Origin of the sequence: Myxococcus eversor, from assembly GCF_010894455.1 — a bacterium.
GTDB lineage: Bacteria > Myxococcota > Myxococcia > Myxococcales > Myxococcaceae > Myxococcus > Myxococcus eversor.
Map to the genome: position 1 here is coordinate 1 of NZ_JAAIXY010000020.1, position 12,747 is coordinate 12,747.

Genomic DNA, 12,747 nt, shown 5'->3' on the forward strand with positions numbered 1-12,747 from the left:
TGGTGCTTCGTGTGGGGCGCGGAGCATCAGCGGCACTACCCGGGCTTCTCGTGGCGGGACTACCTGTTGCCGATGGTCCGTGAGCAGCCCTGGCTCTTCGCGGTGGCGGTGTTGGGGTTCCTCGTCTCGGTGCGTGCGTGGTGGCGCTCGGGAAGGGAGCGCTGGGAGCACGCGGACCTGCCGCTCTTGCTCGCGGTGCTGGCGACGTTCGGCTCGTATGCGCTCCAGCGCGCGCCATTCCCATACAGCCTGCTGCCGTTCCTGGGCGTGCTCGCGCCGTTCATGGCGCGCGGCGTGGTGGCGGCCTTCAGTGGTTGGAGCTCGCCTGGGGCCCGCGTCGTCGCGAGCCTGGCGCTGGGCGTGTTGCTCTGTCTTCAGCTCTGGAGGCTGGAGGCCTTGTTGGATGGAGGAGGCAATGCCAGACAGCAAGACGTGCTCGCGCGCATCGGCACGCTCACGGGGCCGGAGGATGTCGTCTATGACAACTCGGGGGGCTACGTGAGCCGGCCGCACGCGCACTTCTACTTCTACACGGATGCCTGGCTGCGGGGCTCCATCCCGGACGTGCTGGCGCGTGAAGTACCGAAGGCCTTGGTGGAGCGCGGCTGTGTGCTGCGCGTGGATGACCTGCGGACCTCGGGGTTGCCGCCGTCGCTGCGAGGTTTCCTCGACACGCATTACCAGCCCTATGACGGAGACCTGTTCCTGTGGGGGCGGCGGTACGACGTGTCACCCGAGAGGGTGCTGGAGGACCGTTTCCTGGCCGTGCGCGACGGGCGCTACTTCGTCGAGCCCGCGTCCGTGCTGGAGTCGGGCGCATTGTTCGTCGACGGAGTCCGCGTCACGGAGGTGGAGTTCACGCTGACGCGAGGTGAGCACACCGTGCGGTACGAAGGCCCGGTGGAGCGCCTCCACGTGCTGTGGCTCCCGCGAGACGGGCAGCGCTGGGTGCCGCGCCCCGAGGCGAAGCCCACCTACTCGCGCCTGTTCTGAGCGGCGCGGTGCCTTCGAGCGGAGTCCTCGAAGGCACCCAGGAGCAGGAGGCGCGCTACGGCGCGCAGGGAGCCTGACCACCCGCGCGCTTGTAGGCACTCACCCGGCTGGACAGATTGCCGTTGTCGGTCTCTGGCGAAGTCTGCCGGCCTTCACCCGCGCCGAACGAGAACCCGACGGAGTGCGCGGCGGCCAGCTCCGCCGTGTGCGAGAAGAAGTAGTCCACGCGGTTGTCCTTCCACTTCTGGTTCGTGTTCGGCAGGTTCATGTTGCCCACCGGGAGCTGCCACCAGAAGTTCGGCTTGTTGAGCCGCTCGGAGATGGCGCTGGCCCAGGTGAACGCCTGGCGGAAGTGGGGCAGGGTGGCGTTGTTCGCGTCCCACCACGTGTCCTCGCCGACGCTGTCGTAGAAGCCCGCGTCGCGGTCCGATGCCTCCACGACGATGAAGTCCGTGTCCGCCGCGCCCAGCTTCAGCAGGAAGTCGGCCACCTTTCGCGCCTCCCCCGCGATATCGAATGACGCGTTGGTGTTGAGGTACACGTCCGTGCGAGTCGACCAGGGGCTGGCGTGCAGGCTCACCTTCGCGTTGGGCGCGTACTTGCGAGCCATCGCAATCATGCACTTGCTCACACCCACGGCGTTGTTCGCCATCCCCGAGCAGTCCGTGGCATTGGCGCTCGCCACCTGCGCGGGCACCGTGGCCGGGTCTCCATTCCTGGCGAAGAACTGGAGATAGCCCCACAGGTCCGGCTCGATGTGGAGCAGGGCGCGCTCGCTGCCCACCTGCTGCAACGTGAAGCGCCAGTCCGCGAAGTAGCGCCGCATGATGGCCACGTCGTTGAGCGACTGGAGCTGCTGCTCACCCTCACGCGCGGGCCCGACTCCGCCCAGGAGTTGCTGGTAGTAGGTGATGAAGGGAAGCTGCTGGCGCCCCTTCGCTCCGGAGACGTGGCCGCGCACGTAGGCGCCGGGCGGCTGCGACACGTCCTGCCAGCATCCCCACCACGCGCACGACGCGCCCGCGCAGGACGTCCCGGACGTGGTGCATCCCGTCGTGCACGACGTGCAGATGTTCGTCGAGTCGACCAGCCCGCTGGCGACGTACAGGTAGTGCACGTCGAAGGGCGCACCGGCCGCCGTGCTGTCCTCCATCTGCGCGCCGACCAGGAGCCGGTTCTTCCCCACGGACGCGAGGAACGTCTCGCCCATGCACCCGGTGCCGACGGGGCCACCATCCGGAGGGTTGCCTCCGCCGTCGGGGATGTCCGTGCCCGCGTCTCCCGAGGGCGAACGTCCCTCGTCGTCCGAACTGGAGCAGCCTCCCGACACGAGCAGGCAGAGGGTGAGAGGAACGACTCGCTTCAGCCACGTCGAAGTGTGCATGCGCATGACGACAGTCACGCTACCCCGTCACGCCCTGCACGGCTCAAGGACCCGAGACTCCGGGACAGGGGGCCGTCCTGACCGCTTCCCCGCTCGACATCCAGCCTCGTGATAACAATCTGTTAATCTTTCAATTCAAGAAATTCTTGAATCGCGGCATTCGCGCCGACTACACGTGAGGGTTCCCCCCTGCCGAGCCCGCCGGGTGGTTTGGGTTTCCTCGCGGGCGCGGCACATCCCCTCGAGGCCGTGATGAAGACGCGACTGTGGTGGCTGGTGGTGCCCGCGTTGCTGGCGGTTGGCTGTGGTCCCGTCGTCGATGACGAAGAAGGCGAGGTCATCGACGAGCTGACCGGGCAGGTGCTCCAGCGGGCCACGGTGAAGTACGACATGCACCGGCTCCTGGAGGACACGCAGCTCCTGGGGCACCAGTGGATTACGACAGAGCAGGTGCAGGCGTTCCTCACGCAGCAGGGCTCGTATCTGGCGAACTACCGGGACCCGGCCTTCAGCAACAAGACGGCGGCGGCGCTCATCGTCGAGCGCTCCAAGGCGTTCGGCATCAGCCCGCTGTACATGCTGGCGCGCATCCAGGTGGAGTCGAGCCTGGTGCAGAGCGGCACCTCCACCAACCTGGCCAAGGCCACCGGCTGTGGCTGTCCGGACGGCAGCGGGTGTGACGCGCAATACACGGGCTTCGGCAAGCAGATTGACTGTTCGGCGAAGAAGCTGCGCGGCTACTTCACGGACCTGGACGCGGGGCGGCCCACCGTCTCCGGCTGGAAGGTGGGGACGACGAAGGCGACGTTGGACCCGTGCTCGGTGAAGCCGACCAACAAGGCCACCGCGGCGCTGTACACGTACACGCCCTGGGTGGGCGCCTACGCGACGCAGTGCGGCCGCACCACGGTGGGCGGCTCGTCGCTGGTGGCGAGCATCTACCACCGCTACGCGGATGGCGGCTTCAACTGGGACGCGCCGACGACGTCGGGCTGCGTGTCGGAGACGGCGGGCACGACGGTGCCGAACCTGGGCTGCGTGCAGAGCTCGTCGGACGCGGTGTGGCGGCAGTGCGTGTCCGGCGTCTTCACCGCGGGCACCACGACGAAGCCTGGCAACTGCACCCAGTCGTGGCCGTGGTGCTCCTCCGCCACGCTGGGCCGCGGCGTGCCCGCGCGCACGTGCGTCCAGTCCTCGTCGGACCAGCAGTGGAGCCAGTGCGGCGTGGGCGGCGCGTGGGTGAGCTCGCCCATGGCGCCCAACAGCGGCGCGGGCCCCGTGGGCGCCTGCTTCGAGATGTACTGGCTGTAGCGGCCAGCGTCAGTACTCGTTGGTCCAGATGAGGTCCAGGCCACCCGAGCGCGCGTCGCCGTACTGGCCTTCCAGGCTCCAGCGCGGTCCGAACTGGTATTCGAAGCGGACCGCGTTGGAGTTCTCTCCCTGCTGGATGTTGGCGCCCACGCGTCCGGTGTAGCCGACGTAGATTTTGTCGGTGACGTAGGTGCCCACCTCCAGCTTGGTGCCGGCCATGCCCGCGCCGCCGGCCTCAATCGAAAGCACGTCCAGCGGCAGCTTCGCGGCCAGGGCCTTGCGCGCCTCGTTGGCGACGAGCGAGCCCACCACGGAAGCCGCCTGGGCGCTGGCCGTCATCGACGCGCCAGAGCCTCGCTCCAGCGTGCGCCGGCCGGTGGCGAGCAGCGTGTAGATTTCGGACTCCGGCAGCGGCGGCTCGCTGGTGGGCTTCAGGGTGATGTCGCGGCCCTGGCCTCGGATGGTGACGAACACCGTGACGTTGGCGCTGTCGTTGCGGTGCTCCGCGGTGACGTTGATGTACGGGACGGTCGGCGGCCCGGTGAAGCTCACCATGCTGTCGCGCTGCACGTCGAAGCGCCGGCCCAGCACGTCCACCCGGCCGCGCAGCACGCGCACCTGACCGAAGAGGCGCGCCACGTCGGTGTATTCGACGCGGAAGTCCTCCGACAGCCCCAGCTCCACGTTGAGGTCGGAGCCCTTCACCCAGATGTTGCGCGGCGCATTCACGTTCACCCAGTACGCGCGCCCGGGGGGCGGCGTCTCGTCGCCCGACTCCAGGTCCTCCGCGGACTCTGGCGTGGGCGGAAGCTCGGTGGTGGGCTGCTGGTTCGGCTCGGGGTCTCCGGGCGAGGGCTGCTGCGTCTGCTTCCGCCTGCGTCGTTCGATGGGCGTGCCGTTGCGCACCAGCACCACGTCCCCGGGGCGCTCCAGGTCCTGGAGGTCCTTGCGCTTCACCTCGGGCAGCTCGATGGTGGCCTCGGGGATGGAGACGTTGCGCAGGTTGACGAGCCGCTCGGAAATCGTGCCCTCCACCTTCGCCTTCATGCTCAGCACGGCGATGAGCTGGTCGTCGAAGACGATGGGGAAGTCGCGAGCCATCAAGGGATACGGCTTGCCCGCGGGGCTGGTCAGCTCGTACTCGCCATTCGGGGCGCGCGTCGCCGTCAGCGGCGCGTCCAGCCACACCGTGCCGCCACCGGCCTTGGCGGACAGCGTCTTGATGGCGAGCGCCTCGCGGCTGGCCTCCAGCGCGAGCTGGATTTCGCGGTACTCCCCCAGGCCCATCAGCCCGAGCTTGCCGTCCTTCCACGCCAGCGAGCCCTGGAAGGTGGGCACGGCGGGAGTGCCCGCCAGCTTCGCGTCCGCCTGAATCAACCCGCCGATGCTGCGCAGCATCTCCACCGCGCCGGAGAGGAAGGACGGGTCGAAGTCGCGCGCCTTGAGCGTCACGTCCAGCGGCGCCTTCGAGGTGTTGAGTCCCTGCTGAATCGCGGGCAGCGACACGTCCAGCTCCACGCCGCCTTCCACCAGCAGGGTGCCGCCAGCGGGCGCGGTGAGCAGCAGGTCGAAGGCGGAGCGCGCGTTCTGGTAGCCGTAGTGCAGGCGCGCCTGTCCCAGGGCCAGCTCGCCCATGCCCAGCTTCTGCACGCCGGCGGTCAGCTCCATGCGCGGCGTGTCCAGCGTGCCGCGCGCGGTCAGCTCCACGGACAGCTCGCCCTGGATGCCCTTGGACGAAGCGCTCACCTTCTGCGCCGCGGCCCCCGTCGCGCGGGCCTTCGCCACGCCGGGCAGGTCCCGGAGCTCCACCGGGCCCAGGCGGCCCTTGAGCTGGAAGGGGATGTGTCCGTAGACCTCCTGGTCCTGCAGCGCGCCCAGGGGTGCATCCAGCGTCACGTCGAGCTGGGCCAGGGGCCCTTCGTCCCGCTGCGCCGCCAGCGTCACCTTCACGTCCTGGTCATCACCCACCACGCCGAGCTGCCCGTGCACCGGCGGCAGGCCATACGCGGTGAGGCCCGCGGCCTTCACGCTCAGCCGAGCCTGTGGCACCAGCGCGGAGCCGGAGAGGAGGAGCTGCGCGGACACGGTGCCCGCGGGCTTCTGCAGGCCGCCCACGCCCTCGAACTGGGCCAGGGGCAAGTCAGCGATGAGCGCCTCCATGTCCACCGAGGCGGAGAGGATGTCATCGGCCTTGGGAGGCCGCGCCATCATCCCGCCCAGCGTGAAGGGCGTGTGCAGCACCACGTACGTCTGGGAGGCCAGGCCCGTCACGTCCAGGCGCGCGTCCAGGGTGGCGTCCTGGGGGTCCGACGTCATGCGAAGCTGCAAATCCAGGGGCTGCTTCAGGGCGAAGCCGGGCGGAGGCGCGGTGTAGTTCAGCTTCCGGCCGCGCAGCACGAAGTCCAGCCGGGGCGCGCGCGCGGTGCCGTCGATGCGCAGCTCGCCCGCCACCACGCCGCTCACCGGCTCCGTGCGGCCCAACAGCTTCATCGCCCCGGCGAGGTCCAGGTCCTCCAGGTCGACCTTGAGGGAGAGCGCGTCCTTGCGCCGCTTCAGCACGCCCTGCACCGGCACGTCGAAGTCCGCCATGACTTTCGCCACCGGCAGTCCCGCCGCCAGCGTGCCCGTGGCGCGGTCCTTCACGTAGCGCGCGTCCAGCGCCAGCTGGAGGTTCTCGTAGCCCTTCACCGTTCCGTTCTGCCAACGCAGCTTCGTCTCCGCGTCCGGCCGGGGCAGCTTGCCCTTCGCGGTGACGAAGCCCGACACCGTGCCGCCCAGGCCCAGCTCCTCCGGGACGGCGATGCGCGGCAGCAGCGTGAGGTCCACGGCCTCCAGCTCCACGCGCGCTGTCACCTGCTGGTTGGCGAGCGAGCCGAGCACCGACAGCGACTGCCCGCCCGACGCGAGCTTCAGCGCGGGCTCCACCACCACGCCGCCACCGCCGAAGCCGACATGCGTGGGCGCCTGGAGCTTCCACGTCGCCTCCGGCCACGAGAGCACCAGCGATTGGATGGCCAGGCCCTGGTTGTCTTCATCCACCAGCCCGTTCAATCCCAGGCCCAGCGTCGCATCGCCCAGGGCTCGCACGCTGACCTCCAGGCGACGCTCCTGCGTGGTGATGGTGGCGGACACGTCCCGGAAGGAGCGCTCGCCGGAACGCAGCGAGCCCACCACCAGCGTGGCGTCCGTGGTGAGCGGACGGGTGACGTCCGGCACCTCGGCCTGGAGCGTGAGGTTCTTCACCGCGATATCTCCGTAGGAGAGCGCGGTGAAGTTGCCCTGCACCATCACCCCCGGCGTGCGCGCGGGGCCCTCCGCACGGAACTCCAGCGTGCCGCTGCCGGACAGCGGCGGCACGGTGCCGGGGAGCAGCTTCGTCAACGTGTCGGACAGCAGGGCGAGGTTGCCCGCCGTCAGGCTGCCGTCCACGCGAATCGAGTCGAGGGTGCCCGCGCCCTTGGCCTGGAGGGAGGCGCCCGGCACCAGCACCAGCAGGCGTGACAGCGTGTAGCTCCCGTCCTTGGCGCGGGCATGCAGCTCCACGGGCCCCAGCGGCTGGCCCCGGAAGCGCGAGGGCGACACCGTCAGGTCCACCTCGCCGTCGAGCGTCTCCAGGCTCGTGCCGCCACCCTTCGCGTCCAGGTTCGCGGAGAGGCTCGTCTTCGGCCCTTCCTTCACCAGCGCGGACAGGTCCACGTCGCGAGCCTTCACGGAGACGCCGGTGGAGCGCATCCGCTCCAGGTCCAGGTCGCCCTTCACGTCCAGCTTCGCGTCCGCGGCCGTCCCCCGCACGTCGACCTTCGCCAGGTCTCCGTCGATGCCCGCCTTGCCCACGAGACTCACTGGCACCAGCAGCGGCCACGTGGGCAGGAAGCCGCGCGTCAGCTCCGGCGGAACGGTGAGGCGGCGCACGTCCACGTCCGCCTTCAGCGCGCCCGCGAGCTGTCCCGGCGGCGGCTCGGGAGGAAGCTGGGCGGAGGCGCTCGCGTCGAGCAGCAGGCCCGCGAGGTCCAGGTCCACGTCGGCCTTCAGCGCGCCCTCTTCACCCTCGCCCTTCAACGACAGCCGCACGGGCCCCTTCGCGGGCAGCGCGAGTCCACCCGTGGCCTCCAGCGTCGCGCCGAAGCCCTGCGTCGCCGCCGCGAAGTGACCGGACGCCTCCGCGTCGAAGTCCTCCAGACGCACCTTTCGCTCGCCGCCCTCTTCAAGCTCCTGCTTGAAGTCGACGTAGCCGTCCTCGAGCAGCAGCTCTTGCAGCTCCACGCGCAGCTTGCCGCGAGGAGAGGGCGGCTCCTCGGGCTTGGGCACGCGGGGCGCGATGGCTCGACTGAGGTTCAGCCCGCGCTCGTCCTGGGCCAGGTAGAGGCGGGGCTGCACCACGCGCGCCTCGGTGACGTTGACGTGCTGACGGATGAGGCCGCCCAGGCGCACGCGCGCCTCGACGCGGGCAATCTCCGCCACCAGCTCGCCCTCCGGGTCATACAGCTTCACGCCGGTGAGGACGACGCCCGGAGGCGCCAGGTCCAGCCCCGCGACTTCCAGGCGGCCGGAGAACCGCTCGTTGGCCAACTGGAGGCCCTTGCGGACGAGCCAGCCTTCACCCGGGGATGACGTCGCCCAGACGAGCGCACCCAAGACGGCGAGCACCACCAGGCTCACCAGTCCGAGCAGGCCCAACAGCAGTCGTCGTGCCCAGCGTCGCCCCTTCAAAACGCCTCTCCAATCGACAGGTGCAGCGCGCACTGCCCGTCAGGCGCTCCCGCGAAGGTGGCCCCGCGAGAGGTGGGGCCGTCCGGCTTCCACTTGCTGCCAATTCCGAAGCAGCCTCCGGACGTCGGATAGATGTACCCCGGGGTGGCGACGGGCAATCCCTGGCCCAGATTCAGCCGCCGCGCGATGTCCAGGCGCACCGGGCCCACCACCGTGAGGTAGCGCAGACCGAAGCCCACGGCCTGGTAGTGGTCGGGACCGAACAGTTTCGGCGCGTTGCGCGACTCGAAGCCCTCCACGCCCACCAGGCCCGTGTCCCAGAAGGCCGCGAGCATGACGCTGGTGGATATCTGGTAGCGCAGCTCCAGCGACGTCTCGACGAGGCTGTTGCCGCCCACCGGCACCGTCTCCCACTCCTTTGTCTGCGTCGTCTCAGGCACGCCGTCGCCGTCCAGGTCCTCCTGCTTCGCCAGCGCCGCCAGCGGAGACAGGCGCTGGCCATTGAAGCCGCGCATGGAGGTGGCGCCACCGGAGAAGAAGCGCGTGACGATGGAGCTCTGCGAGCCGCCCGCGGGGTTGAGCGTGCCCGCGCGCACCTTGCCCGCCAGCACCAGGCGCTTGTCCTCGCCGAAGGAGTAGTAGAAGCGCAGGTCCGGCAGGATGCGGATGTAGTTGAAGTCGCCGAAGAAGATGCTGCCGCCCTTCTGCACGGACAGGCTCAGGAAGTAACCATCCCGAGGCTCCACCGGGTCATCCCGCCGGTCCCACGAGAAGGCCACCTCCAGGAAGCTCAGCGCCACGTCACACTGGAGGGCGTCCGAGCTGCAGCCCAGCACGACGGGCGGCACGCGCGAGTCCGCGCTCACCCGGCCCGACAGCCGATAGATTTGCAGATTGTAGGAGGGGAACACGGAGAAGCTGCGGTGCGGCTGCCAGATGACGCCCAGTTGCAGCCTGCCGCCGTAGAAGTCGTAGGCCTGCTCCAGGCCCTTCTCCAACGTGAGCGACGTCTGCTGACGCAAGTCGCGGAAGAGGAAGCGCGGCTGCTCGTACTCGCCCGTGATTTCGAAGACGGGCCCCTGCTTGGTCGGCGACAGGACGTGGGGGATGAACGCGTAGCCGGCGCGGCCTCGCACGGTGACGCGGCGCAGGCCGCCCAGGAAGTTGCGGTGGCTCCACTCCCCCAGCACGCGCGCTTCCTGACGGGCCGCGTCCACGCCGATACCACCGCCCAGCCTCACCGAGCGGAACGGCGCCTCCCGCACGTCCACGACGACGGGCACCGTGGCGGACTCCCGGTCCGGCGCTCCGCGGTTCACCTTCACCGCGCCGAACACGCCCATGCGGAACACGCGCGCCTGGGCCTCCGCCAGCGCCGTCTCGCTGTACCAGTCCCCCTTCTTCAGCGCGCCCTGCACCTGCTCGATGATGCGGCGCGGCGGTACCTGGGGATTGGCGTCCGTGGCGACGAACGTGTTGCCGAACCGGTAGCGCGGCCCTGGCTTCACGTCGAGCCGCACCTTCGCCTGGCGGGTGTCCACGTCCACCTGCACCTCGCCCGACACCTCCGCTTCCGCGTAGCCCAGCTCCCGGAGCTCCTCCTGCACCCGGGCCTTGGTCTCCTCCCAGGCCGCCTCGCGGAAGATGTCGCCTTTCTTGAGGGGCAGCTTGTCCAATACCCGCTCGTGATGCTCCTCGCGGTGCAAGTCCGGCAGCGCCTGGAGGCCCTCCACCTGGACTTCGCTGATGCGCGTGGGCTCGCCCTCGCTCACCTGCACCGCCAGCTTCACCTCGTTCTTGCCATGGGGCTCCACCGCGCTGTCCACCACCTCCGCCTGGTAGAAGCCCTGGGCCTGGTAGTAGCGCTCGATGCGGCGCAGGTCCGCCTGCCACGCGTTGGGGTCGAAGTAGTGAGGGCTGCCAAAGGGCCAGAACGCCCACCACGGAGTCCCCGAGGTGAGGATGCGGTCCTTGATGTCCCCTTCGCTCACGTGTTTCGTGCCCTCGATTTCCAGCTTGGAAACCTTGGGGCCCGGAGGCGGGGTGGACGTGGTGGCGCACGCCGCGACGCTCAGGAGCGAGGCGACAGTGGCGAGGCGGAGGAGTCGGAGCAGGTCAACGGCCACGGACTGTTCATACAAGGAAGGCAGGCGGCTGACGCGTCCTCTGGAGGACGCGCCCATCCCTTTGTCGCATTCCAACGTCTTGTCGACGGGTCCTGTCGGCTGGTCCTTGCTGGACGGACACGGAGACGTGCAAGCCGCGCCAAGGTGCGCCAGATTGGGGCCCATGCTCCTGTCCCGGCGAATCAAGGTCCTGGTGTTCTGCGTGGTGTCGGCGCTCGCCACCGCCGCCTGCGGCGTGGATGATGACGAGGTGGTGCGCGTGAAGGAGGGCGAGAGCCTGGCCGACGCGGACTACTGCGGCTCCTTCGGCTGCGCGGACTCCTTCGAGTTCTGCGCCGAGGTATTCCTGGAATTCGGCCGCTCGCCGCCCATCTGTGTCACCGAGGACGTCTGCGCGAGGCTGGAGTGCGCCAACGCGAATCGCCGCTGCGCCATCTTCGATGGCTTCCCCGGTCAGGTGAAGTGCATCAACTGACAACCGTGGGGCCAAGGTGACTCCGTCCGGGAGGACCTCCCCCCGGACGGTTCAGCGGTGCCTTCGGTTCAGCGGCGGGCGGAGGCGGTGAGCCAGGCCAGCTTCTCGGCCGCTTCGCGCGTCGACGGGTCCGTCATCAGCGTGCCCACGTCCTGGGAGATGCGGTAGGCCCAGTTCGAGTCGCTCATGGAGCCCGGCAGGTTGATGCGGTCCCGGGTGCCGAGCACGTCCTGCCAGGGCAGTACGCACAAGTCGCTGCTGGAGTTGAGCGCCGCGGCGAGCAGGCCCCGGTGTACCTCTGAAGTGAATTCGCGCGTCACCGTCACGCCCCGCAGCTCCGGCCAGGCGCGCGCGGCGGCCTGACGCTCGTCGTCGCGGGCGCCCTCCCACCACTCCGCCATCGTGTCGGTGTCGTGGGTGCCCGTGGTGACGAGGGACACGGGGGGGAACTGGTGCGGGTTCCGGTAGATGCTGTCGTCGCGCTCCCAGCGCATCACCCGGTAGCCGGGCAGCTTGAGCTCCGCGAGTATCTGCCGCACGAAGGGGGGAATCACACCCAGGTCCTCGGCGACGATGCCCGCGCCCTCGGAGAGCAGCTCGAAGTGCTTGCGGCCCTGCCGCTTGTGGCTCTCCTCGTCCGGGGGGATGAAGCGCCCGGTGGGCGTCTTCTCGTCGCGAATCCACTGCCGGAAGTAGCCCACCGCGTGGTCCACCCGGCGCAAGTCGTAGTAGCTGGCCGCCTTCTTCGCGCGGGCGCGCAGCCACGCGTAGTCGTCCTTCTGCATGGCGGCGAAGTCGAAGTAGGGCAGGCCCCAGTCCTGGCCGGTGGCGGAGAAGTCATCCGGCGGCACGCCCAGCCGCGCGTCGCGGCGGAGGATGGTGGGGTTGGCCCAGCAGTCCGCGCTGTCCTGGCCGATGATGAAGGGCTCGTCGCCGCACAGGAGCACGTCCTGCGTCTTCGCCCTGGCGCGCGCCGCGTCCCATTGCTGCTCGGCCACCCACTGGAGCCAGGCGTGATAGCGCACCCGGCGCTCCAGCTCCGTCGCCTTGGCGCGCAGCGCCTCGGGCTGGCGCGTACGCAGGCCCTCCGGCCACTCCCACCATGCGCGGCGCTGCTCCTGCTCGCTGATGGCGGTGAAGAGGGCGTAGGTCTCCAGCCAGCCCGCCTGGGCCTCGCGCCACTGGCCGAAGGCCCGGGCGCGCTCCGTCTGCTGGGACCAGTGCCGCGCCTCGAAGGTGTCGAAGGCGCGCGCGAAGGCGGCGTCCTTGAGGGGGAAGATCAGGTCGTAGCGGACGCGGGGGGCGGCGCGGGCCTCGGCGAGCTGCTTGCGCTGCTCCTCGGAGAAGGCGCCCTCGCCGCCGGAGGCGATGAACTCCGGCAGGGCGTGCAGGTCGATGAAGAGCGGGTTGAGGCCGAACGCCGACCGGGTGGCGTAGGGGCTCGAGTCGCCGGGCGCGGTGGGCAACAGCGGCAGCAGCATCAAGAGCTTCTGACGCGCGGCCTTCATCCAGGAGAACATCCCCTCCAGCGCGCCGAAGTCGCCGATGCCGAAATCCGTCGGGGCGCGGAGAGAGAACAGCGGAAGCAGGAGACCGGAGAGCCGGCCGGGGGTGGACATGGTGCGGCGCAATCTGCACCACCCCTGCCCCGGAGTGAACTGGTCCGGTGGCGAGAAATGCGCGGCGGGTTTTCGCTGGAGGACGGAAGCACCTTCCCCGGCGCACCGGTGTGTTGGCCGGTACAATCC

The 12,747-nt window shown here is 69.7% G+C and carries 6 protein-coding genes and 1 pseudogene; 3 read left to right on the plus strand and 4 right to left on the minus strand.

Features of this window, described 5'->3' with window-relative positions:
• Positions 1–993: pseudogene (locus G4D83_RS33375) on the plus strand (hypothetical protein); the annotation flags it as partial.
• Positions 994–1,048: 55 nt separating this feature from the next.
• Here G4D83_RS33375 and G4D83_RS33380 read toward each other — a convergent pair.
• Positions 1,049–2,383: a hypothetical protein gene (locus tag G4D83_RS33380; RefSeq protein ID WP_163868928.1), complete on the minus strand. Its 1,335-nt coding sequence runs from the start codon at positions 2,381–2,383 to the stop codon at positions 1,049–1,051.
• A 246-nt stretch (positions 2,384–2,629) separates the two neighbouring features.
• Here G4D83_RS33380 and G4D83_RS33385 point away from each other — a divergent pair, with 246 nt between their 5' ends.
• The gene (locus G4D83_RS33385; RefSeq protein WP_163868929.1) at positions 2,630–3,688 is read left to right on the plus strand and encodes a hypothetical protein; all 1,059 of its coding nucleotides are present in this window, start codon (positions 2,630–2,632) and stop codon (positions 3,686–3,688) included.
• 9 nt (positions 3,689–3,697) lie between these two features.
• On the opposite strand, the gene G4D83_RS33390 is transcribed toward G4D83_RS33385, so the two are convergent.
• Together G4D83_RS33390 and G4D83_RS33395 are read right to left on the minus strand one after the other, a co-directional pair.
• Entirely contained in the window at positions 3,698–8,398 is a 4,701-nt protein-coding gene (locus G4D83_RS33390; RefSeq protein ID WP_163868930.1) for a translocation/assembly module TamB, read from the minus strand.
• The gene (locus tag G4D83_RS33395; RefSeq protein WP_240356886.1) at positions 8,395–10,524 is read right to left on the minus strand and encodes a BamA/OMP85 family outer membrane protein; all 2,130 of its coding nucleotides are present in this window, start codon (positions 10,522–10,524) and stop codon (positions 8,395–8,397) included. The genes G4D83_RS33390 and G4D83_RS33395 overlap by 4 nt, the downstream gene beginning before the upstream one ends.
• A gap of 163 nt (positions 10,525–10,687) precedes the next feature.
• Between G4D83_RS33395 and G4D83_RS33400 the strand changes: the two genes are divergently transcribed.
• Positions 10,688–10,999, plus strand: coding sequence for a hypothetical protein (locus G4D83_RS33400; protein ID WP_163868932.1), 312 nt, complete (start codon positions 10,688–10,690; stop codon positions 10,997–10,999).
• 68 nt (positions 11,000–11,067) lie between these two features.
• Here the strand turns inward: G4D83_RS33400 and G4D83_RS33405 are convergent, their stop codons facing one another.
• A complete protein-coding gene (locus G4D83_RS33405) occupies positions 11,068–12,618 on the minus strand; it encodes a 4-alpha-glucanotransferase (RefSeq protein ID WP_163868933.1) in 1,551 nt (516 codons plus the stop codon).
• Between the last annotated feature and the right edge of the window lie 129 nt (positions 12,619–12,747).